Origin of the sequence: Achromobacter sp. JD417, assembly GCF_041879325.1 — a bacterium.
Classification (GTDB): Bacteria; Pseudomonadota; Gammaproteobacteria; order Burkholderiales; family Burkholderiaceae_B; genus Achromobacter; species Achromobacter mucicolens.
The window spans coordinates 5,369,663-5,392,456 of record NZ_CP087159.1 but is presented as its reverse complement, the minus strand read 5'-3'; the positions used below and the strand labels follow the sequence as shown (position 1 = coordinate 5,392,456).

Below are 22,794 nucleotides of genomic sequence, written 5' to 3'. Positions count from 1 at the left end.
GCCTTATCGCCAGCCTGACGGCGCCCGCACGAGGCGCCGCAGCCGGCTACAACCCTGGAGACATCAATGTTCCGCACTCGTTTGCTGGCGCGCTGCGCGCTGGCCGCCTGTCTGACGCCCGCCCTGCCTGCGGCGATGGCGCAAACCTATCCCGCCAAGCCGATCACGCTGGTCGTGCCCCATTCGGCCGGCGGCACGTCCGACATTCTGGCGCGCACCGTCGCTGCCGAAGCCGCCAAGACGCTGGGCCAGACCATCGTGATCGACAACAAGGGCGGCGCCAACGGCACCATCGCCGCCAAGCAGGTGGCCTCGTCCGCGCCGGACGGCTACACGCTGCTGCTGGCCACCGCCAGCACGCACGGCATCAACCCGTCGCTCTATTCGCGCATTTCCTACGACGCGGTCAAGGACTTCACGCCCGTCACGCTGCTGGCCACCGTGCCCAACGTGCTGGTCGTCGGTCCCAACGTCAAGGCCGGCAACGTGCAGGAACTCATCGCCTTCATCCGGTCGCAAGGCGACAAGACCAACATGGGCTCGGCGGGCGCCGGCACGCCGGGGCATCTAGCCGGCGAGATGTTCAAGAGCGAAGCCAAGCTCCAGTTCACGCACGTGCCCTACAAGGGCGGCAGCCCCGCCATCACCGATCTCATCGGCGGCCAGATCGATTTCATGTTCACCACCATACCGGGCGTGCTGCCGCACGTGAAGGCAGGATCGCTGCGCGCCCTGGCCGTGACCTCGCCCGAGCGCTCGTCCGCGATGCCCGACGTGCCGACGATGGCCGAGTCCGGCTTGCCCGGTTTCCAGGCGGTGTCCTGGCACGGCATCGTCGCGCCGGCGGGCACGCCGGACGCGGTGGTGGCGCGGCTGAACCAGGCGCTGACCGGCGCGCTGGCGGCGCCCGAGGTCAAGCAACGTTTGCTGGAAGAGGGCGCGCGCGCCTCCGGCGTGAACACGGCGGAATTCGGCAAATTCATCCAGACCGAGATGGCGGCCTGGGCCAAGGCGGTCAAGGATTCGGGCGCCACGGCCAACTGAAGGGCAGGGCGGTCCCCGCAGGGGCCGCTTTTTTCTGGACGATGAGCATGCCGATCGGCACGCGGGCGCCATGCTAGGATGCCCCGCATGCTGATCGCTGCCCTGCTGACTTCGCTGGCTCTCACCCCGGGCCTCGCCGTTGAATACGACCTCGCGTGCTTCTTTGCGGACAGGCAGGCGCAAGGGTCGCTGGAACACGTCGAGCACTGCGCCCGCGCCACGAAGGACAGCGTCGAGTTCCGGCCTGCCGTGCTGGCGCGCATGGATTTCAGCGACGATGGCCTGTCGCCCGCCACGGCCAACGGCTCGTGGCACTGGGTGCGGCCCGACGGACACGCCGTGGCCGTGGTCACGTTCGACAACAGCGCGGACGACTTCGAGGAAGGCCTGACGCGCGGGCCTTGGGCCGGCGGCATGGCCTACTACGACAAGCAGCTCAACCGCGTGCTGGCCACGCCCTACGATTGGGTCGACCGCTTCGAAGGCGGCCTGGCCGCGGTCTGCAAGGGCTGCCGCATCGAGCGCACGCGCGACGGCGAACACAGCGTCGTGACGGGCGGAGAATGGGGCGCCATCGACCGTCAGGGCCGGCTGGCGCTGCCCATGCGGCCGGACGCGATCTCGTTGCGGGCGCAGATGCAGGCGCAGCGCAAGGCGCCGGGACGCTGAAAGAACGGCGGCATCAATACATATGCTGGCCGCCATTCATGGCCACGTTGCTGCCCGTCATGAAGCCGGCCACATCGCTGCAGATGAACGCGACGAGCGCGGCGATTTCATCGGGTTCGCCCAGCCGCCCCACCGGGATCTGCGGCAGGATCTTTTCCTGCATGACTTCCGGCGGCACGGCCTGCACCATCCGCGTGGCGAGATAGCCGGGCGACACCGTGTTCACCGTGACGCCCTTGCGGGCCATTTCCAGCGCCAGCGACTTCGTGAACCCATGAATGCCCGCCTTCGACGCCGCGTAGTTGGTCTGCCCGAACGCGCCCTTGCTGCCGTTGACCGACGAGATGTTGACGATGCGGCCCCAGCCCCGATCCGCCATCGGACCGCACAGCGGCTGGGTCATGTTGAACATGGAATCCAGGTTGCTGTGCATGACGTCCGCCCAATCCTGCGCGCTCATCTTGCGCAGGCTCGCGTCGCGCGTGATGCCCGCGTTGTTCACCAGGATGTCGATCTGGCGGCCGTCCTCTTCGAGCCGGCGGGCCAGCACCTGGCAGGCGTCGAAGTCCGCCACGTCCACCTTGTACGAGGAAAAGGTTCGGCCTTTCGCCGCTTCCTCCTTGATCCAGTCGCGCGTGGCGGCCTCGCTGGAATGGTAGGTGACGATGACGTCGTGGCCCGCATCGTGCAGCGCCACGGCGATGGCGCGGCCCAGGCATCCGGTCCCGCCCGTGATGAGCGCCGTGCGTTTAGAGGTCATGGCGGCCTCCTTGCTGGTTGGCGTCCTGCATGGCGGCGCAGGCGGCCGCCATCTGCTTGGTCATCACGGACCACATCTGCGCGAGCGGTGAATTGTCGGCAGCCGCGCCGTTGGCCTGCTTGAACCATTCGCACATCGCTTCGCCCACGCCGGCCGCCAAGGTGGCCTGCTCCTGCAGCGCTGCGTGGGTGAGGGCCTGGCTGGCTTCCAGCTGGGTCTGCCAGCGCTTGCGCGCGAGTTCGCCCATGGCGGGTATGGCGTCCTGCCAGTTGGCGGTGGGGGGCATGGGGGAAAAGGCGGCGAGATACTGGCCCGAGCTGTCGCTGGCCAGCCGCTGGCCCATTTCGAGCCAACGCTGCTGGCTTTCCTGCGCAAGCTGGGCCAGGCGCTGGCAGAAGGCGACGTTGGCGCCGGTCAGGCCATCGGGCAGGGAGGCATTTGCTTTCTTCATCATCCGTCCTTTTATGAAAGTGGTAAGGGGAAACGAATACACACGGGCCTCATGCCATCTGGCTGAGGGTCTTGCGAAAACGCGCCAGGGATAACGCAAACAGGACGGCGCCGATCAGCGCCAGCGCCAGGAAGGGTTGCCATACGACGCTGATGCCCGCGCCGCGATAGAGGATGGCTTGGCCGAGTTCCACGAAATGCGTCGTGGGCGCGGCCAGCATGATGTTCTGCACGAACGCCGGCATGCTTTCGCGCGGCGTGGTGCCCCCGGACAGCATCTGCAGGGGCAACAGCACTAGTACGAGCAACATGCCGAATTGCGGCATGCTGCGTGCAAGCGTAGCCATGAAAATGCCCATCGAGGTCGTGGCGAACAGGTGCAGCGCCACGCCGGCCAGAAACAGCGCGACCGATCCTTCGATCGGCACATGCAGCAGGCCCCGCACCACGAACGTCAACGATAGCCCAGCGGACGCCAGTACGACCAGCCCCATCGACCAGACCCTCGCGACCATGATCTCGGTGGGCGTGACGGGCATGACCAGCAGGTGCTCGATGGTCCCGTGTTCGCGCTCGCGGATCAGCGCGGCGCCGGTCAGGATGATGGACAGCATCGTGACGTTATTGATGATCTCCATCAGCGCGCCGAACCACGACTGGGTGAGGTTCGGGTTGAATCGCATGCGCACCGCTAGTTCAACCGGCAGCTCGGTGGGCGCGCGATAGCGCCTGACGAATTCGTTGATCTCGTCGGTGATGATTTGCTGGATGTAGCTGCTGCCCGAGAACGCCTGGCTCATCCGGGTGGCGTCGACATTCAGCTGGATCTGCGCCGGCCGCCCGGCCAACACGTCGCGCTGGAAATTGGGCGGGATGTTGACGGTAAACGTTTGGCGGCCTGCGTCCATGTTGGCGTCCGCCTGCGCCGGGGTCACAAGCTGCGGCGGCGTGAAATGCGGCGGATAGAAGGCCGAGACGATGCGCGCGGACAGCGGCGACTGGTCTTCGTCCACGACGGCGATGGGCGCGTTGTGCAGCGTTTCGGGCACGGCGGTGGCCGCCGTGTAGATCATCAACGTGAACGACACGACGATCAGCACCAGCATCATCGGGTCGCGCGCCAGGCTCCAGAGCTCTTTCACGCCTAGGCGGTAGATGTTCGCCAGGTGCCGCATGTCAGGTCTCCTGCTTTTTCAACAGCAGCGCCGACGCGCCCAGGATGATGGGAATGGAGATCAGCAGCGGCCAGAACGAGGCGTAAAGGTCATGCAGCCCCAACGCCTTGCTGAACACGCCGCGGCTGATGATGAGCATGTGGGTGGCGGGATAGACCTGGCCGATCAGCCGGCCCGCGCCTTCCAGCGACGACACCGGGTTGAGCAGCCCGGCAAACTGCACGGCCGGAACCAGGGTACCGATCATCGTGAAGAACAGCGCGGCGATCTGGCTGCGCGTGAACGTGGAGGCCAACAGGCCAATGGCGGTGGCCACCACGTTGTAGATCAGCGCGGCGAGCAATAGCGTGCCGAAGCTGCCCTTGATGGGCACGCCGAAAAGCGTCACGGCAAGCAGGGCCATCAGCAGGAAGTTCAACATCGCCAGCGCGACATACGGCGCCTGCTTGCCCAGCAGGAATTCCAGCCGCGTCACCGGCGTGACGTAAAGATTGGTGATCGAGCCCAATTCCTTTTCGCGCACGACGGCCAGCGCCGTCAGCATGGCCGGCATCATCAGCAGCAGCAGCGGAATGACGGCAGGCACCATGGCGGGCAGGCTGCGCACATCGGGGTTGTAGCGAAACCGCGTTTCCACGCTGACGGGAAGCTGCGCGCTGGCGCCCAGCCGCTCGCGCGCCTGCTGCGCCAGCCAGCCCTGGTGCATGCCCAGCACATAGCCGCGTATGGTCTCGGCCCGTTGCGGCATGGCCCCGTCGATCCAGACGCCGATCTGCACGGGCTTGCCGCGCTCAATGTCGCGCGCGAAGCCCTGCGGAATCTCGATGGCCAGCGACAGCTCGCCGCTGCGCATGCGCGCGTCCAGGTCCGCGTAATCGGCGATGGGCGGATGTTCGATGAAGTAGCGGGACCCCGACAGATTCAGGCTGTAGTTCTGGCTCAGGCCCGTCTGGTCGCGGTCCATGACCGCATAGCGCAGGTCCTCGACGTCCAGGCTGATGCCGTAGCCCATCACGAACATCAGCAAGAGCGAGCCCATCAGCGCCAGCGTGGCCCGCACGGGGTCGCGCCGCAGCTCCAGCGATTCGCGCCACATGTAGCTGAACGCGCGATGCAGGCTGAACCCGCGCCGGGCCGGCTGTGCGCGCGGGGCGGCGTCCTCAATCGGCGGCGCCGCACCCGTGTCGGCCGCGGTGCCGGCGCCCGCGTCGATCAGATAGGCGATGAAGGCGGCTTCCAGCGAGCTTGCGCCGCGCAAGCGAATGATTTCGTCGGGCGCGGCGCTGACCAGCACCTTGCCCGCGTGCATCAGCGAAATGCGGTCGCATCGCTGGGCTTCGTTCATGAAGTGCGTGGAGATGAAGATCGTGACGTGATCCTTGCGGGCCAGTTCGATCAGCAGGTTCCAGAATCCGTCGCGCGCGACCGGTTCCACCCCCGACGTTGGCTCGTCCAGGATGAGCAGCTCGGGCTTGTGCACCATCGCCACGGCAAGCGAAAGCCGCTGGCGCACGCCCATGGGCAGGTTCTGCGGCAGCGCGTCCAGCACGCCGTCCAGCCCGAAGCGCGTAACCATCTCCTGGACGCGCGCGGGGATGTCGGCCTCCGGCACGTGGAACAGCCGCGCGTGCAGCACCAGGTTCTGCCGCACGGTCAGTTCGCCGTACAGCGAAAAGGCCTGCGACATGTAGCCCACGCGCCGGCGCGTGTCGATGTTGCGCGGATCGACCTCCTCTCCGAATAAAAAGGCCTGGCCTTCGCTGGCGGGCAGGAGGCCCGTCAGCATCTTCATGGTGGTCGACTTGCCGCAGCCGTTCGAGCCCAGGAACCCGAAGATCTCGCCGCGCCGGATGCGGAAGTTGACGTGGTCCACGGCCACGAAGTCGCCAAAGCGCATGGTCAGGTCGCGTGCCTCGATGGCGATGCCGGCGTCCTCGTCCAGGGCCAGCGGCACGATCTCGACGGGTTTGTGGCCGCGCCGCTTTTGCTCGGGCAGCAGCGCAATGAAGGCCGCTTCCAGCGTCTGCGCGCCGGTGCGGTCCTGCAATTCTGCGGGCGTGCCGGTGGCCAGCACGCGGCCGTCGTCCATGGCGATCAGCCAATCGAAACGCTGCGCCTCGTCCATGTAGGCGGTCGCCACGATGACGCTCATGCCGCGCCGCTGCGCGCGAATCTCGTTGATCAGATCCCAGAACTGCGCGCGCGCCAGCGGGTCCACGCCGGTCGTCGGTTCGTCAAGGATGAGCAGGTCCGGATCATGGATCAGCGCGCAGCACAGCCCCAGCTTCTGCTTCATGCCGCCCGACAGCTTGCCCGCGGGCCGGGACAGGAAGGCCGACAGGCCGGTGCTGCGGGTCAGGCTGTCGATGCGGCGGCGGCGCTCGGCCGCGTCATGGCCGAACAGGCGGCCAAAGAACTGCAGGTTTTCTTCCACGGACAAGGTGGGGTAGAGATTCTTGCCCAAGCCCTGCGGCATGTAGGCGATGCGCGGGCAGACGGCCTCTCGGTGCCTACGGCTGGCCATGTCGCCGCCCAGCACCATGACCTTGCCCTGCTGCACGGCCCGCGCGCCCGCCACCAGCGCGAGCAGGCTGGACTTGCCCACGCCGTCCGGGCCGATCAGTCCCACCATGCGTCCGGCGGGAATATCCAGCGTGATGCCGTCCAGCGCCTGGGTCTTGCCATAGCGCAGGCCGACATCGGACAGCGAGGCGACGGGCGGGACGGCCGGGGACATCAGGGCACCTTGACGTCAAGATAGCCGGGCCACTGCGCATCCGGGTCCAGTTTCAGCCACGCCACGCCGGGCAGCCCGGTCTTGACCTGCGTCAGGTGGCGGCGCAGCAGGTCGGGGCTGATCTGCGCCTTGACCCGGAACATCAGCTTCTGGCGTTCGCTCGCGGTCTCGACGGTCTTGGGCGTGAATTGTGCGGTACTGGCCACGAACGACACCGTGGCGGGGATGACGTATTCCGGCGCGGCATCCAGGATGATGCGAACATCCTGGCCCAGCGCGACTCGGCCCGCGGCCTGCTCGGGCAGGAAGAACGTCATGTAGACGTCGGCCAGGTCGACCATGTTGAGTACCTTGCCTCCCGCGCCCAGGACCTCGCCCGGCTGCGCCACGCGGTACTGCACGCGGCCGGCGCGCGGGGCGCGCAGTTCGCTGTCGGCGATGTCTGCATCGATGCGCGCAACCGTGGCCTGCGCGGCCGCAATCGCCGATTGGGCGCCGACCTGCGCGGCGCGCGCGGCGTCGATGGCCGCGGCGGCCGCCGTGACTTGGGCACGGGCCGCGTTCACCGCCGCCTCCATGCTGCGCACCCGGGCGCGGTCATCGTCCAGTTCCTGGATCGACGAGGCGCCTTCCTTGGACAGCGTTTCCGAGCGGGCCAGGCGCCGGCGCGCCGCGTCCAGCTCGCTTTCGCGCTGCACCACGACGGCTTCGGCGGCCCGTTTGTCGCTTTCGCGCTGCGCCACCTGCGCCGCCGCGCTGGCCGCGCCATTGACCGCCTGCTGATGCTGCGCCCGCGCTTCCTCGCGCTGCGCCTGCAGCGTGTCGATCTGCATGCGCGCCAGCGGCTGGCCCGCCGCGACGAAGTCGCCCTCCGTGACCAGCACTTCCTGCACGCGGCCCGCCAGCTTGGTGGCCACGTCGATCTCGGTGGCTTCGATCCGGCCGTTGCCGCTGACAAAACCGGGGCCCGGCCCGGTGTCCGCCAACATGCGCCAGCCGTAGTAGCCGGCGGCTGCGGCAACCACAAGGGCAATCACGAAGACCAGTTTTCGTTTGGGTAGAGGCATGTCGGCGTGTCCTTGATCTTTGGGCTTTTCAGCGTCGGGCCCGTCAGCGTTGGGCCGTGCCGGCGTCAGGCGCTTCAGGCGCCAGCGACCCGCCGCCCAGCGCGGCATACAGACCGATGCGGCTGGACAGGAGCGCGCGGCGCGTTTCCACCAGCTGCTGCTGCGCGGCCAGCAGATCCCGCTTGGCGTCGAGCACTTCCAGGTACGGAGAGGCGCCATGGTCGTAGCGCAACTGCGCCAGGCGGGTACGCTCGGCCTGCGCCGCCACGGTGGCGCGCAGCACGTCCACCTGTTCGGCCAGCCACCGGCGCGACGCCAGCGCGTCGGACACGTCCCTGAATGCGCTTTGTATGGTCTGTTCGTAGCTGGCGACTGCCAGATCCCGGCGCGCTTCGGTCAGGTCCAGCGTGGACTGCCGGCGGCCGGCATCGAAGATCGGCAGGTTGATGCTGGGCGCGAAATTCCAGGCGCGGCTTCCCCCCGCGAACAGTCCGTCCAGTTCGGCGCTGGCCGTGCCGAAGGCCCCGGTCAGCGTAATGCTGGGCAGAAAGGCGGCGCGGGCCGCGCCGATGTTGGCGTTGGCGGCCTTTAGCCGATGCTCCGCGGCCAGGATGTCGGGCCGGTCGGTCAGCAGGTCGGACGGCAGCCCCGCCGGCAGATCGCGCATCACGGCCTCGTCATTGAGCCGCGCCGGACCGGCGGGCAGATCCAGCGGCGCACCCACCAGCAATTCCAGGGTGTGCGCCTGTGCGGCGCGCGAACGTTCCAGTTCCGTGCCCAATGCCTTGGCCTGCTGCCACAGCGTCTCGACCTGCGTCAGGTCCAGCTTCGAGATGGCGCCTTCCTCGAAGCGGCGGCGAAAGATGCGCAGCGATTCCGCGCGCGAGTCGATGGTCTCGCGGGTGAGCTCCAGGCGTTCGTCCAGTTCGCGCAGCCGCAGGTAGCCGTCCGCCACCTGGGCGATGAGGCTCAGCGTGGCCGCCTGCGCCGCCGCCTGCGTCGATAGATAATTTTCCAGCGCCGCATCGCTAAGGCTGCGCACCCGTCCCCAGAAATCCAGTTCCCAGGTCGCCATGCCCAGGCCGACCTGATACTGGCTGGAAACCTGCGGCTGGCCCGTCACATTCAGGTCGCCCGGCACGCGCGCCCGCGAGCCTTGCGCCTGCACGCCCACGGTGGGGAACTGGTCGGACCGTTGGATGCCGTACAGCGCCCGCGCTTCTTCGACCCGCAGCAACGCCGCGCGCAGGTCGCGGCTGTTTTCCAGCGCGGTGGCGATCAGGCCTTGCAGCGCGGGGTCGGGAAAGTAGGACTGCCAGGCGATGCGGGCGGCGGCGGGCGCGGCGATGGACGCGGGGGCCGCTGCGGGCTGGGCTGCGTCCAGCGGGCCGGCTGGCGGCTGGCTGTCGCGGGGATACGCCTGCGGCACCGGCAAGGCAGGGCGGTGGTAGTCGGGCGCGAGCGAGGTGCAGCCGGCGGCCATCAGCAGCGTCAGGGCGGCGGCGGCTAGACGAGGAGGTATCGAAGCGGAAAACGCGGTTGCTGTCATGCGGCGGGTCTCCGGCTCGGGGGGCGGAAGCGTCTCGCGCGCGGCAGGCTTTTGGCCATGCGGCACGGACGGTTCCGGCGCCAGGGCGTGTGCCTATTGTGCCCATCCGGCCGCAAAATTCCTTGACGCGAATCAATCTAGCGACTGACTGGTCGGTATGTAATGGGCGCATCGTGACCCTGGAGCAATCAGACATGGACAGGCCGCGCACTCGCCTGCCGCCGCCGGTGCGGATCGGCCAGATTCTGGACGCCGCGCTGCGGGAATTTTCACGAGCGGGCTACTCGGGCACGCGCATGGACGACATCGCGTTGTGCGCCGGCGTGTCCAAGGGCGGGCTGTACGCGCATTTCGCAAGCAAAGAAGCCATCTTCGAGGCGCTGCTCGAACGCCACCTCGCGCCCGCGCCCCTCGATATCCCGGCCATCGTCGACAGCGCCGCCTCGGTGCAGGCATTGGCCGAGCGCATTGCCGATCATCTGCACGAAAGCCTGGCCAAACCCGCCATGATCAGCACGCTGCGGCTGCTGCTCGCCGAAAGCGGCAGGGTGCCCCATCTGGCGGCGCGCTGGCGCCACGAAACCGCCGAGGCGCATCTTGCCGACCTGGGCCGTCTGCTGGCGCTGGCCCGCCGGCGGGGGCTGTGCCGCGACGGCGTTGCGCTGCGCGAACCCTGGCTGCTGCTGGCGCCGGTGGTGCACACCGTGGTCATGGCCGCGCTGCTTGGGCCGGACGACGAACTCGGCCTCGCGGCGCGCCGCGAGGCTCACGTGGCGATGATCGTCGAACTGTTGGCCCCGGCGGCCAGGCAGCGGCGGGCTGCACGCAGTTCTTGACGCCGCGCCGCGCATGGTGTCCCATCGCATCGATGCACCCGCACTAATGGCCCCCTTAACTGCCGCGGAGACCCCTTGCCGACATCAGGCCTGATGGAACGCGTACCGTCGTGGCGTTATCTGCCCGTGGCCCTGGCGCTGGTGCTGCCGGTGATCGCCTGCTTGGCCTGGACCTGGTGGCATGCCCAGAAAGAACAGCGCCATGACGCCGAGTCGGCCGCGCGCATCGTTCAAGTCCAGACGCAACTCATGCTGACGCAGTCCTGGGAACTTCTGGACCGCGTGGCGCCGCTGACCGCCCTGTCCTGCGACGAGGCACTGCCCGATCTGCAACGCTGGGGTTCGCTGAACCCGTATGTCCGGTCCCTGGTACTGGTGCGCGGCGAGCGCATGTATTGTTCGTCGGCGGTCGGCAAGGTCGATTACGCGGTGTCGGAATTTCGCAGATGGTCGGTGGGCGGGGCCCCGGACCGCTGGCTCATCACGGTGGCCGGAACTCCGCTGGCGCCGGAACGTCCCGCCGTTCTGTTGGGCCGGCCCGGGGTCGAAGGCCACAGCGCGGTCGTGGTGGTCGACGGCCGGTACGTGCAGGATCTGCTGAACGCGCTATCCAATCTGCGCGATTACCAGATCGACGTGCAAGTGGGAGAGGGCGGCGTGCCCATCCACAACGATCGCAAGGGGGCAGCGGGCGCGCCCCGCGAAGTGATCTACACCGAGACGACGAACCCCGACGGCCGCGCGCCGGTCACCCTCAGTGTCAGCGCGCCGGCCGAATCGGTCGTGCAGGCGTGGCAGCAACTGCTGATGACCTACCTGCCCGCTGCGGCGCTGCTCGGCCTCGGATTGGCCGTGGCGGCGTTTCGCCAGCAGGTCAACCGCCAGTCCTTCAAGGAACAGTTGCGCCGCGCCATCGTTGCCGACGAATTCCGGGTGCATTACCAGCCGGTATACGGCCATGCGGTGGGCCAGTGCAGCGGCGTCGAGGCCTTGTTGCGCTGGGAGCGGCCGGGCGTGGGCGCCGTGCGGCCCGACGTCTTCATCGCGGCCGCCGAAACCAATGGCATGATCGTCCCGCTGACGCGCCATCTGTTCGCACTGATCGAGCGGGACATGCGCGGCTGGGACACGCCGCCCGGCTTTCACGTGGGCGTGAACATTGCCGCCGCGCATTTGTCCTGCCCCGAATTCACCGCCGACATCGAGCGCTTTGCCGCCAACATCGCCCAGCGTGAACCGACCCTGGTGCTGGAGATCACCGAACGCAGTCTGGTCACCGACGACGGGCAGGCCCGGCGCAATATCGAGGCTCTGCGCGCGCAGGGCGTGCGCGTGGCCATCGACGATTTCGGCACCGGCCATTGTTCGCTGTCGTATCTGCAGCGGTTTCCGGTGGACTACCTGAAGATCGACAAGGGGTTCGTGCATGCCATCGAACCCACGGGCGAAGACGCGCCGGTGCTGGACGTCATCATCACACTCGCGCACCGGCTGGGTCTGGCGGTGCTGGCCGAAGGCGTCGAAACCGACCTGCAGTTCCGCTATGTCAGCGGCCGCGGCGTGGCGTTCATCCAGGGTTACCTGTTTGCGCGGCCCATGCCGTCGGATCAATTCGTGGCGTGGTATGCCCGGCACGCGCCGTTGGGCGAGCCGCAGCGGCGGTCAAGTGGGCTTGGCGTCAGTTGATGGCTTGGCAAAGAACAGGTCGGTGATGGCCTGGCTGTCCATGGGCTCGCCATTGATTGCGCGAGTCAGCATTTCCGCGCCCAGCAGTTGCACCGAGAACACCAGGTCGGGCTGCACCCGCCGGATCTTTTCGAGGTGCTTGCTGGTGTTGACCAGCGCCACGGTCTTGGCGCCGTCCGCGCCGGTTGCTTCCTTGGCGGCCAGCACGATGAACGCATTCTCGGCGTCGTCGTCGCGCAGCGCCAGCACATAGCGCGCCCGCGCCACGCCCGCCACGTGCAGCACGTCCACGCTCGAGGGGTCGCCTTCGATCAGGTCGGTGGCGGCGGGGTAGTCGTGCGCCACGCCGGTCGGGACGATGACGGTGACTTCTTCGTTGCGGCTGCGCAGGCCCTGGTAGACGCTCAACGCGAGGGGCGTGGCGCCGGCGATGATGATGTGGTTCTTTCTCATGGCCGAGGAAAACCTGCCTTTGACGAGCCGTTTCAGGTTGCCGCCGATCACCGGGCCGGCGATCGCGCTGACGGAGGTTGCGAAGACGGTGATGCCGAGGATGATAATCGACGCGGTGAACAGCCGCGCCGTGCCGCTGTGCGGCGTGATGTCGCCATAGCCCACCGTGGACATCGAGACGATCGAAAAGTAGAGCGCGGTGCCGGCATCCAGGATGGGCGGATTGAATTCATTGCCCAGGTATAGCGTGCCGAACACCGCATAGATCATTAGCGACAGCACGCTGACCAGCGCGAAGAGCGAGCCGGCAGTCACGCTGGCGCGGTCGAAGCGGCGCCAGTAGGCCACCAGCGCGATCACCAGCACCAAGGTGTAGATGCCCAGCCCCGCGCGGCCGCCATCGCCCAGGATGGCAAACGTGCCGATGCCGATCAGCAGCACCAGCGAGAACGCCCACGCAATGCGCGCTTTCAGGATCAGGCCCAGCGCAATCACCTGCAGGCCCACGCCAAGCACCAGGCGCGGAATCTCCAGCAACCCGACCACGCGCATGATCTCGTGCCAGTTGTCCAGCGCAAGCCAGAACGAATATTCGCGCGCGCGGACTTCGCGCAGCACCGGGTGCATGAAGGCGTATCCATCCAGCGCCACCAGGATGGCAAGGCACCAGTTCGGCGGGAAGAACGCCAATATCTTACGGAGCCGATGGCGCAGGGGAGGCTGGGGCAGGGGCATCGAGGGCACAAGCTTCCTATATCAATATGGTATGGAAGACTATCAACAAAGAATTACTGCAAACGCGTCCGAGGTCATAAACTTTCCTCATCAGGCGGCTATCCGGAAGGAACACCGCCGATATGGCAGTAAAGCCTACCAGCAGTCAGGGTGGACGCATTGCCAGGCGTTGATCACGTTGCAGCCAGTGCAGGGACTAGAGACCCGGCGCGGGCCACGGTTGGACCGTGCGTGAGTAGTATGAGGCACGAATGTTGGAATCGCGTGATCCAGGTAGAAGGCATCGGTGCCGGCCGATGACTCCGGGCTCACGTGTTGTTTTAGCGCGGCGTCTTACCCTTCGGGGGCAGCGCCGCGTTTTTTTCGCCCGGCGGTTTGTGCCGGGCCACCCTTGCAGCCACGCGTGGCGCGTCCGCTGCTTCGGTTACACGGACGCGTTCGCGTCCGCTTCTTCGCTGCGCCAGGCCTCTCGACCGTCGGCGCGCAGGGTCGGCGCCGTGACCCGATATTCCAGATCCAGCGTGATGTCGGCCGCAAACATGTAGCCCCATCCGTGCACCGCGCGGATCGGCAGCGTCATCTGGTTGGCCGCGGCCTTGCGCCGCAATCGGCTGATCATCACATCCACGAAGCGCCGGCGCGTGATGCCGCAGTCGGCTTCGTCCGCCCCATCGGCAAGAAATGCGTCGCGGCTGACCTTGCGGTCCGGCGCGTTGACCAGTCTGGACAGGAAGTCGCGTTCGCCCGTCGTCAGCCCCAGCGTCCTGCCCTTGGGACTGATGAGTGTCCACCCCTTGTTCGCCAGCCGCCAGCCTTCCTGGGCCGCCTCTTCGGCCGTGTGCGGATCCGCGCCCGTCTCCAGCCCATCCAGCCCGACCGCGCGACGCACCAGCGCCTGCAGGACGGCTGCGAGTTCCAGGCCCGTGACATCCGGCGGCAGACACGCGTCCGCCCCGCACAACAGGGTGCGGATGCGGCTTTCGGCGTCGAGGAATGGGGCGATGGCCACGATGCCCAGGCTGCGGTCGATCGCGCGCAGGCGGACGGCGGCGTTGTGCACATCCGGAAGCGGCGCTTCCAGGACCACCAGCGGGCTGGGCCGGCGGGAAAATCTGTCGTAGACGTCCACCAGATCGGGGCAGCGGCGGACGTTGAATCCCAGATGGGACAGGGACTCGACCAGTCTGGCATGCCTGGCGTCGTCGCTGCCAAGAAAAATGACATCCAGCGTGTTGTTCATTGATGCTTCCAATGAGGCGGCGCGGGCAGGCCGTGGGCGCCAGAAAAATGCCGGACGCCTGGCTCAAGCCATGCCGTTGCCGGCCGTTGTGGGCGCGAGTCCTCAAGGGAGGCACGCCTGTGTTTCATTTAAACACGGGCGTGTTTTTTTGTGAAGAGACGTTTCTATGGTTTCGGACGGTAACAGTTCGTCCGGGGAGGAATCCGCCCGCAGCCATTGAAACGGCGTTTGATCCCCAATTTGCATCAGAAAAGTATTATGTATTACCGATACATTATTTTCTCTTCCACCAGCGGCTGCGCTCATAAACTCATGCGTCTTTTTTGCTCACTGCGCTTGTCGCAGGCCCGCTCGTGGGGCCGGCGCGATGACTGGTGAAGTATTGCAAGCCTATGAAATATATGAATTTTTTAAGGAAGGCTTGCATCGGAAGGGGCGCGTACGCAGCAGCTGGTACGCGGGGCCAGGGGGGCCTCACGGCGATTTATGGATTAGCCCTTAAATAGGGGCCTAATCCTTTTATTTGGCCGCGGAACTGAAATGCTTTAATCAAATAAAACCAAACAATTAATGTCTCGGGTTGATCGATTGGACACGTTTAGCCATCGTCTGCGCAACGCAAGAATGCTTCAGGGATGGACTCAAAAAGACTTGGCGGTCGCAAGCAACCTGTCGCAAAGCGCCATCGGCAACTACGAAAGCGGGCAGCGCCAGCAGCCTTCCAGCGATGCGCTCATCAAGCTGACGCGCGCGCTGCGCGTCAATCCCTTGTGGCTGAGTACCGGCGAAGGCCCCATGGTGGACGCACCGCACGGGCACACTACGGCGGGTTCCACCGCCGAGACCCCCAACCCTGCCGCCTGGCCTTTCGAGACGATCTCGTATTCGGCCTACGCCCGCCTCAGCCAACAGGAAAAGCGGCAGATCGAGCTGGTGCTCAGCGCCTACATCAAGGCACGCGGTGAATAGTTCCTATCGGCTGCGCGGGCGCTTGCGGGCGCCGCGAGGCGTCCGCGGGCGCGGTGCCGCCCGCCGGATCGGTACGTAGACGGCTGCGCAGGCGCTCCACCGGATCCGCGATCAGGTAGTTCAAGACCGCCGAGAATCCGATGCAACCCGTGATCGACATGGCCGCAAACAGCATGGGCTGGTGTTCCTGCACGTCGTGCATCAGCCAGCTGAACGCCATGATCACCAGCATGTGACAGATGTAGAGCGGATAGCTCAACTCGCCGATTGCCTTGTCCAGCCGGTGGCGCGACTGGAACAGAAACGCCAGCGGCAGCAGCGCGGCAAACAGCAGGACAGCCAGGCCATCGCGCACGGTCGGATTGATCCCGATCGAAAAATGCGCCACGACGTAAAGGAACAGGATGCCCGTGCCCAGCTCGGGCAGGCGCTTGACGCGCTGTGTCCACGCCTTCATTCGCGGCAACACCACCTGGTGCGACAGCGAGCCGATCAGGAACAGCGCCAGTTCCGTGGGGAAGAACCGGTAGGTCCAGGGATCGGAACGCCCGACCCCGGTCCAGATCAGGATGGCGCGCAGGGCGAGCGATGCCGCCAGCAACGCCAGCAGCTTGCGCGGCGAACGCAGGATGAACGGGGCCACCAGGTAGAAACTCATTTCGACGCCCAGCGTCCAGGCCTGCGGCACCAGCAGGCCCTTGTACAGCGGCACGTCGCTGTTTGCGAAGCTGCCCGTGAAGGCCAGGGCCGAGTCGCGGATGCCGAAGAACATCAGCCAGTCCTGGCCGAAGATGAAAAGGTTCGACAGGAACAGGAAGACTTCGGCGCTGAAGGGCAGGGCTTCGTAGATGCGGAAGAACGAGCCGCCGCTCACGATGTGGGCCGTGAGCGTCAACGCCGCCACCGACAGGTAGATGGGGAAAAGCCGCAGGAAGCGGTTTGCGTAGAATTTGCCGGTGGCGCCCTGGTAGTGATCCGTGGCCGTCAGCACGTACGAGATCAGAAAGCCGGAGATGACATAAAAGAGCTGCACGGCAAGCCTGCCGCCGACCAACTGGTCGGCGTAGCCGCCGCCCAGATGGTCCAGCACCACTGACAGTGCCAGTAAGGTTCTCAAAAAGCCCATCGCGCATCTCCCCGGTGGATATTGTTCTCAGGCCCGATGGGCCGGACACTGCGCATGCGGTCGTCGCAGGCTCCGCTCCTCTTTCCCTGTATTACTTTTTAGGCCGGAGTCATCAACTGTCATCGATTCTGCGCGTCGGCCTGACCCCCCGCCATGCGGCATTCGATGCAGAACCGGAGATCATCAGCGTTAGAACCTCCGGCTCAACCGTGCATCTTTTGGATACCGCTGTCGGACGGAGAAAATCGCGTCTCTGGGCGAGCCCGGTTACAGTACGACGGTACGAACCATTGGAGTCCCGTCCATGCCCACCCTCCTGTCCCCGCACGGCAGATTGCTCTGCCTCGCGCTGCTTACCGCGGCGTTGGCCGGTTGCGCCGGCACCGGCGGCGCGCGCCCTGAAGGCGCCGCAGCCGCTAGCGCCGCCACCAGCAAGGATTCGCTGGCGCAGACGAGTTGGGAACTGGTCCGTTGGGCGCAGCCCGGCGGCGCGCTGCGCGACATTCCGCACGGCGACAACGGCGAACCCATTCGCCTGACCTTTCTCGCGCAGGGCAAGCAATACCAGGTCAACGGATTCTCCGGCTGCAACCGTTACACCGGCACGTACAAGCTCGAGCGCAACAAGCTCGTCATCGACGCGCCTGCCTCCACGCGCATGGCCTGCGTGCCCGCCGAGCGCGCGAAGCTGGAAGCCGATTATCTGCGCGCGCTGCGCGCCATCGACACGTTCACGCTGGATAGCGGTGGCGCGCCCCGCCACCTGACGTTCAATCTGCGTGGCGGCGACGTGCTGGAGTTCGAGCGCCGCCAGGATCCGCCGACACCCTGACCCGACGCCCAGGCGCGATTCGAGAACCTGCATGCGCAACCCAACTTTTCTGCGCCGCTTGGCGCCCGGCCTGCTGTGCGCGAGTCTCGTGGCCTGCTCGTCGCCACCGATGCGCGCGGCCGATGGGCAGGATCCACGGTTCCAGCCGGCCTCGGCATCCGACGTTCTGGTGCAGACGAATTGGGAGCTGGCGCGCTGGACGCTGCCGGGGGGCGCGCTGCGCCCCGTGCCGCATCCCTCGGCATCGCAACGCCCCATCTCGGCCGCGTTCATCCATGACCAGGGCTCGCCGCGCCTCATGGGTTTTGCAGGCTGCAATACCTACAACGCTCCCTACACCATCGCCAACGGACTGTTGATCGTGCGCGCCGATCCTGTATCCACCCGGATGGTCTGCGCCCCTGGCGTCATGCAGATCGAGCATGCGTATCTGGCGGCGCTCACGCGCATCACCGCCACGTCGTTCGACAACACCAATAGCCCGCAGCGCATGACGTGGAAGCTGAGCACCGGCGACACGCTGGATTTCGGACGGCGCGCGGATCCCGTGGCGGGCGGCCAGCTGGGCGCCGCCAAACTGGTCTACGTGAACGCCGAGCGCGTGCCTTGCGAGACCGGCGCTGGCCGCGCCCTGTGCTATCAGGTCCGCGACAGCGCATCGCAACCCTGGCAGGTCTGGCATGGCGAGATCACCGGTTTCAACTTCCAGCCCGGGGTGCGGTATCGCCTGCGGGTGGTGGAAATCGAGGATCCGAATCCGCCGATGGGGGCGTCCCCGCTGCGCTGGGTGCTGGACGCCGTCGTGGAGCAGCAGGTCGTCAGCCCTTGAGTGCTGCGGCCGGGAAGGCGTGCGCCGCCCAGCGATTACTATTACGGGCTTCATCGCCCATCTTCACTGCTTTGCCATGACTGCCGTCGTCAATATCGCCGCTTACAAATTCGTTTCGCTGGATAGCCTGCCCGACCTTCGCGCACGCTTGCTCGCCGAGGCAGCCGCCGCCGGGCTCAAGGGAACGATCTTGCTGGCCGAGGAAGGCATCAACCTGTTCCTCGCGGGGACGGCCAACGGTATCGACGCCTTTTTGCGGGGTCTGCGTGCCGATCCGCGCTTCGCGGACCTGGAGGTCAAGTTCAGCCACAGCACCGAAGTCCCGTTCCGCAAGCTGCTGGTCAAGATCAAGCGCGAGATCATCCGCATGAACCACCCCGCCATCCGTCCGGCGGCGGGCCGCGCGCCCGGTGTCGACGCCCACACGCTGGCGCGCTGGCTGGCGGCAGGCGTGGACGACGAGGGCCGTCCCGTGGTCATGCTGGACACGCGCAACGCCTTCGAGGTGGACGAGGGCACGTTCAAGAACGCCATCGACTGGCGCATCGATCGCTTCACGCAGTTTCCTGCGGCCGTGCAGGCGAACCGCGCCCAGCTCGAGGGCAAGACCGTCGTCAGTTTCTGCACGGGCGGCATCCGCTGCGAAAAGGCCGCCATCTTCATGAACGAGGCTGGCATCGAAAACGTCTACCAGCTCGACGGCGGCATTCTCAAGTATTTCGAGGAAACGGGCGGACCCGGCTACGAAGGCAAGTGCTTCGTTTTCGACGAGCGCATCTCGCTGGATCCGGCGCTGGCGCCCAGCAACGCCTGATCCGATCCGGCGCTGCAACGAAAAAGAGCCCGCGTTTGCGGGCTCTTTGCATGGGGGGACGCCGCTTAGCGCACGCGCATGCCGGGCTTGGCGCCGGGGAACGGTTCCAGCACGTAAATGCCGGTGTCCACGGCTTCATCCGCATGGCTGGCAGCCAGCACCATGCCTTCGGACACGCCGAACTTCATCTTGCGCGGGGCCAGGTTGGCGACCATGACGGTCAGCTTGCCAATCAGGTCTTCGGGCTTGTAGGCCGACTTGATGCCCGAGAACACGTTGCGGTGGCGGCCTTCGCCCACGTCCAGCGTCAGACGCAACAGCTTGGTGGAGCCTTCGACGTGTTCGCAATTGACGATCTGCGCGATGCGCAGGTCGACGCGCGCGAAGTCGTCGATGGAGATGGTCTCGGCCACCGGCTCGCCGCCAGGCACCACGACGGGCGCGGCGGGCGGCTCGAACAGGTCTTCCAGCATCTGCGGCTCGACACGCTGCATCAGATGCTTGAACGGCGCGACGCGCTGCGGCAGCACCGCGGCATCGGCCCACGTGAAGGGCGCCTGCGCGCCAAACAGTTCCAGGGCGACGCGTTCGGCGAGCTGGGGCAGCACCGGGGCCAGCATCACTGACAGGGCCTTGAAGCCGGCCAGCGAGCGCGAGCAGATGTCCTGCAACGCGGCCTTCTGCGCGTCTTCGGCCGTGGCCAGACCCTTGGCTAGCACCCACGGCTGCGCCGTGTCGAACGCCTGGTTGATGCGGTCGGCGTAGGCCATGATTTCGCGGATGGCGCGGTTGTATTCGCGAGCCTCGAACGCGGCGCGGATCGACTCGGCCTGCTCGGCGTATTCGGCGGACAGGGCGGCCGTGTCGCCCGAATAGCCCAGCACGCCGTCAAAGTGCTTGGTGATGAAGCTGGCGGCGCGGCTGGCGATGTTGACGTACTTGCCGACCAGGTCGCTGTTCACCCGCGCGATGAAGTCCTCGGGATTGAAGTCCACGTCTTCGACGCGCGCGTTCAGCTTGGCGGCAATGTAGTAGCGCATCCATTCGGCATTCATGCCGAGTTCCAGGTAGCGCAGCGGCGAAATGCCGGTGCCTCGGCTCTTGGACATCTTTTCGCCGCTGACGGTGATGAAGCCGTGCACGTTGACGGCGTCCGGCGTCTTGCGGCCGGCGAACTTCAGCATGGCGGGCCAGAACAGCGCGTGGAAGTACACGATGTCCTTGCCGATGAAGTGAACCTGTTCGGTGTCGCCGTTGGGGTCGAGCAGGGCGTCGAAGTCCATGCCCTTGACCGCGCAATACGACTTGAGCGACGCCAGGTAGCCCACCGGCGCATCCAGCCAGACATAGAAATACTTGCCCGGCGCGTCGGGGATCTCGATGCCGAAGTAAGGCGCATCGCGGGAAATGTCCCAGTCGCCCAGCTTGGCCTCGCCGTCTTCGCCACCCAGCCACTCGCGCGTCTTCGCCAGCATTTCGGGCTGCAGATGCTTGCCGCCGTGCCGGTTCGCGCCCGTGGTCCACTGCTGCAGGAATTCAACGCAGCGCGGGTCGGACAGCTTGAAGAAGAAATGATCGGACGACTTCAGGACGGGCGTGGCGCCCGTCAGCGCCGAGTACGGGTTGATCAGGTCGGTGGGCGCGTAGACCGCGCCGCAGACCTCGCAGGAGTCGCCGTACTGATCCTTGGCGTGGCACTTGGGGCATTCGCCCTTGATGTAGCGGTCGGCCAGGAACATGCCCTTGACCGGATCGTAGAACTGCTCGATGGAGCGCGTTTCGATCAGGTCCTGGGCTTTCAGGGCGCGGTAGATGTCCTGCGACAGCGCAACGTTTTCCGCCGAGTCGGTCGAGTGCCAGTGGTCAAAGCGGATGTGAAAGCCGTTCAGATACTGCGGGCGCTCGGCCGCGTAGCGCGCAACCAGCGCCTGCGGCGTGATGCCTTCCTTTTCGGCCTTCAGCATGATCGGCGCGCCGTGCGCATCGTCCGCGCCCACAAAGTGCACCGTGTGGCCCGCCATTCGCATCGAACGAACCCAGATATCGGCCTGGATGTACTCCATGATGTGGCCGATGTGGAAGGATCCGTTGGCGTAGGGCAGCGCAGTGGTGACAAAGAGGGTGCGAGACATGGTTGTCGACTGAGGTTGAGGGGAAAAGGGATTTGGCGGCCATTTTAGGGCAAGCGCGCAGGCCTGCCCGAAGCCGACCCCGGAAAGCACACAACCCGCCCATCGCATCGATGCGAATCAGGCGGGTTGAGGGAAAAGTGGCCGTGGCGTCTGGTGCGACCTTGCGCAACACGAAACGGCCAGCTTGCGCGCAGTGACGCGCAAGCCAGTGGAAAACCGCCGTCAGCGGATTTCGCGGGCCTCGACGTCGATCACGTCGCCACGCGGTTGCGTGGCAAACGGGGCGGTGGCGGACTGGAAGGGTCCAGGGCGGGCGCCTTGGCGCTGGCTCCAATAGGCGCGAACGCCGAAGGGCTTGCCGCGCACCTTGGCGACCACATAAAGGATCGCCACGGCGAATGCCGTGGAAAGCATGAACACCAGCGCCATCGCCATGCCGATCAAGGCCAGGGCGGCGAATAGGACGGCACGAAAGAAGCGGATAAGTGTGTTGGTCATGAATGTCGGATGCAAAACGCAGCGAAAGGTTCCCGTGTATCCGCTATCCTTTAGGGGATGGCGGCCCGCAGACGCCGCGCTGCCTACGGAACCATAGTGACATGAGTATAACGATAGAAAACATCCGCGCCGCACTGCGCGCCGCGCAAGACCCGAATACCGGTTTGGATTTGGGCGTTTCTGTAAAAGATCGTGACATTCAATTGGCTGGCGGCCGTGTCGCGTTGACGCTGGAGCTGGGATATCCCGCCGACGCCGTCCGCGAACAGGTCCGCGACATCGCCGTGCGCGCGCTGGCGCAAGCCGGCGCGCCCGATGCGCAGGTCACCGTCACCTGGAAGGTAGCCGCCCACGCGGTGCAGAAGGGCCTGAAGCCGCTGCCCAACGTGCGCAACATTATTGCGGTCGCATCCGGCAAGGGCGGCGTGGGCAAGAGCACCACCGCCGTGAACCTGGCGCTGGCCCTGGCGGCCGAGGGCGCAAAGGTCGGCCTGCTGGACGCCGATATCTACGGCCCCAGCGTGCCGACGATGCTGGGCATCTCCGGGCGTCCCGAAAGCCTGGACAACAAGAGCATGGAGCCCCTGACCGGCCACGGCCTGCAGGCCAACTCCATCGGTTTCCTGATCGACGCCGATTCCCCCGCCATCTGGCGCGGTCCGATGGTCACGCAAGCGCTGGAGCAACTGCTGCGCCAGACCAACTGGCGCGATCTGGATTACCTGATCGTCGACATGCCGCCCGGCACGGGCGACGTGGCCCTGACGCTGGCGCAGAAGGTGCCGGTCGTGGGCGCGGTCATCGTCACCACGCCCCAGGACGTGGCGCTGCTGGACGCGCGCAAGGGCTTGAAGATGTTCCAGAAGGTCGACGTGCCGATTCTGGGCGTGGTCGAGAACATGGCCATTCATATCTGCTCGCAGTGCGGTCACGCCGAGCACATCTTCGGTGAAGGCGGGGGCCAGCGCATGGCTGAGCAATATCAGACGCCGTGGCTGGGCAGCCTGCCGCTGACGCTTGCGATTCGCGAGCAGACCGACGCCGGCACGCCGACGGTGGTGTCCGACGCCGGCAGCGAGGCCGCGTCGCTGTACCGCGCGATCGCTCGAAAGCTGGCCGCTGGCGTTGCGGCGCTTCCCCGCGACATGGCCGGAAAGTTCCCTTCCATCGTCGTCCAGCAACCGACCTGAAGT

Annotated in this window: 20 protein-coding genes; 9 read left to right on the top strand and 11 right to left on the bottom strand. The window is 66.2% G+C overall.

Annotation, left to right across the window (positions count from 1 at the left end):
• Positions 1 to 66 precede the first annotated feature (66 nt).
• Positions 67 to 1,044: a tripartite tricarboxylate transporter substrate binding protein gene (locus tag LN047_RS24810; RefSeq protein ID WP_152382636.1), complete on the top strand. Its 978-nt coding sequence runs from the start codon at positions 67 to 69 to the stop codon at positions 1,042 to 1,044.
• An 87-nt stretch (positions 1,045 to 1,131) separates the two neighbouring features.
• Positions 1,132 to 1,713 (top strand): WG repeat-containing protein, encoded by a 582-nt coding sequence (locus LN047_RS24805; RefSeq protein ID WP_373980488.1) that lies wholly within the window; start codon positions 1,132 to 1,134, stop codon positions 1,711 to 1,713.
• Between the two features lie 13 nt (positions 1,714 to 1,726).
• On the opposite strand, the gene phbB is transcribed toward LN047_RS24805, so the two are convergent.
• The 6 genes from phbB to LN047_RS24775 are packed head-to-tail and all read right to left on the bottom strand — an operon-like array spanning position 1,727 to position 9,451.
• A complete protein-coding gene (gene phbB, locus LN047_RS24800) occupies positions 1,727 to 2,473 on the bottom strand; it encodes an acetoacetyl-CoA reductase (protein WP_373980487.1) in 747 nt (248 codons plus the stop codon).
• Complete coding sequence (locus LN047_RS24795; protein WP_373980486.1) at positions 2,463 to 2,924, bottom strand: hypothetical protein; 462 nt, start codon at positions 2,922 to 2,924, stop codon at positions 2,463 to 2,465. Before LN047_RS24795 ends, phbB begins: the two co-directional genes overlap by 11 nt.
• Before the next feature lie 49 nt (positions 2,925 to 2,973).
• On the bottom strand, positions 2,974 to 4,098 hold the full coding sequence (locus LN047_RS24790; RefSeq protein WP_373980485.1) for an ABC transporter permease: 1,125 nt from the start codon (positions 4,096 to 4,098) through the stop codon (positions 2,974 to 2,976).
• Position 4,099: 1 nt separating this feature from the next.
• Positions 4,100 to 6,835 (bottom strand): ribosome-associated ATPase/putative transporter RbbA, encoded by a 2,736-nt coding sequence (gene rbbA, locus LN047_RS24785; protein WP_373980484.1) that lies wholly within the window; start codon positions 6,833 to 6,835, stop codon positions 4,100 to 4,102.
• Positions 6,835 to 7,902 carry an HlyD family secretion protein gene (locus tag LN047_RS24780; RefSeq protein WP_373980483.1) on the bottom strand — a complete coding sequence of 356 codons (1,068 nt, stop codon included), beginning with the start codon at positions 7,900 to 7,902 and terminating at the stop codon, positions 6,835 to 6,837. The genes rbbA and LN047_RS24780 overlap by 1 nt, the downstream gene beginning before the upstream one ends.
• 43 nt (positions 7,903 to 7,945) lie before the next feature.
• Positions 7,946 to 9,451, bottom strand: coding sequence for an efflux transporter outer membrane subunit (locus LN047_RS24775; protein ID WP_373980482.1), 1,506 nt, complete (start codon positions 9,449 to 9,451; stop codon positions 7,946 to 7,948).
• A gap of 194 nt (positions 9,452 to 9,645) precedes the next feature.
• Between LN047_RS24775 and LN047_RS24770 the strand changes: the two genes are divergently transcribed.
• Together LN047_RS24770 and LN047_RS24765 are read left to right on the top strand one after the other, a co-directional pair.
• Positions 9,646 to 10,287 (top strand): TetR/AcrR family transcriptional regulator, encoded by a 642-nt coding sequence (locus LN047_RS24770; protein WP_373980481.1) that lies wholly within the window; start codon positions 9,646 to 9,648, stop codon positions 10,285 to 10,287.
• A gap of 93 nt (positions 10,288 to 10,380) precedes the next feature.
• Positions 10,381 to 11,973, top strand: coding sequence for an EAL domain-containing protein (locus LN047_RS24765; protein ID WP_373980480.1), 1,593 nt, complete (start codon positions 10,381 to 10,383; stop codon positions 11,971 to 11,973).
• Here LN047_RS24765 and kch read toward each other — a convergent pair.
• Entirely contained in the window at positions 11,950 to 13,161 is a 1,212-nt protein-coding gene (gene kch, locus LN047_RS24760; RefSeq protein WP_373980479.1) for a voltage-gated potassium channel protein, read from the bottom strand. The two genes, LN047_RS24765 and kch, sit on opposite strands and share 24 nt — an antisense overlap.
• A 424-nt stretch (positions 13,162 to 13,585) precedes the next feature.
• Positions 13,586 to 14,401 carry a response regulator transcription factor gene (locus LN047_RS24755; RefSeq protein WP_373980478.1) on the bottom strand — a complete coding sequence of 272 codons (816 nt, stop codon included), beginning with the start codon at positions 14,399 to 14,401 and terminating at the stop codon, positions 13,586 to 13,588.
• Between the two features lie 624 nt (positions 14,402 to 15,025).
• On the opposite strand from LN047_RS24755, the gene LN047_RS24750 reads away from it, so the two are divergent.
• Positions 15,026 to 15,370, top strand: coding sequence for a helix-turn-helix domain-containing protein (locus LN047_RS24750; RefSeq protein ID WP_373980477.1), 345 nt, complete (start codon positions 15,026 to 15,028; stop codon positions 15,368 to 15,370).
• On the opposite strand, the gene LN047_RS24745 is transcribed toward LN047_RS24750, so the two are convergent.
• Positions 15,351 to 16,496, bottom strand: coding sequence for an acyltransferase (locus LN047_RS24745; RefSeq protein WP_056325194.1), 1,146 nt, complete (start codon positions 16,494 to 16,496; stop codon positions 15,351 to 15,353). The genes LN047_RS24750 and LN047_RS24745 overlap by 20 nt on opposite strands.
• Before the next feature lie 304 nt (positions 16,497 to 16,800).
• Between LN047_RS24745 and LN047_RS24740 the strand changes: the two genes are divergently transcribed.
• From LN047_RS24740 to LN047_RS24730, 3 genes are all read left to right on the top strand, one after another.
• Positions 16,801 to 17,328: an META domain-containing protein gene (locus tag LN047_RS24740; RefSeq protein WP_142053123.1), complete on the top strand. Its 528-nt coding sequence runs from the start codon at positions 16,801 to 16,803 to the stop codon at positions 17,326 to 17,328.
• A 31-nt stretch (positions 17,329 to 17,359) separates the two neighbouring features.
• Positions 17,360 to 18,157, top strand: a complete 798-nt coding sequence (locus LN047_RS24735; RefSeq protein ID WP_373980476.1) for a DUF4377 domain-containing protein — start codon at positions 17,360 to 17,362, stop codon at positions 18,155 to 18,157.
• A 76-nt stretch (positions 18,158 to 18,233) separates the two neighbouring features.
• A complete protein-coding gene (locus tag LN047_RS24730) occupies positions 18,234 to 18,971 on the top strand; it encodes a sulfurtransferase (RefSeq protein ID WP_373980475.1) in 738 nt (245 codons plus the stop codon).
• 65 nt (positions 18,972 to 19,036) lie between these two features.
• Here LN047_RS24730 and metG read toward each other — a convergent pair whose 3' ends face one another.
• Together metG and LN047_RS24720 are read right to left on the bottom strand one after the other, a co-directional pair.
• A complete protein-coding gene (metG, locus tag LN047_RS24725; protein WP_373980474.1) occupies positions 19,037 to 21,193 on the bottom strand; it encodes a methionine--tRNA ligase in 2,157 nt (718 codons plus the stop codon).
• 132 nt (positions 21,194 to 21,325) lie between these two features.
• Positions 21,326 to 21,601, bottom strand: coding sequence for a hypothetical protein (locus LN047_RS24720; RefSeq protein WP_056325207.1), 276 nt, complete (start codon positions 21,599 to 21,601; stop codon positions 21,326 to 21,328).
• Positions 21,602 to 21,702: 101 nt separating this feature from the next.
• Here LN047_RS24720 and apbC point away from each other — a divergent pair, with 101 nt between their 5' ends.
• On the top strand, positions 21,703 to 22,791 hold the full coding sequence (apbC, locus tag LN047_RS24715; RefSeq protein WP_373980473.1) for an iron-sulfur cluster carrier protein ApbC: 1,089 nt from the start codon (positions 21,703 to 21,705) through the stop codon (positions 22,789 to 22,791).
• The last annotated feature ends 3 nt before the right edge of the window (positions 22,792 to 22,794 follow it).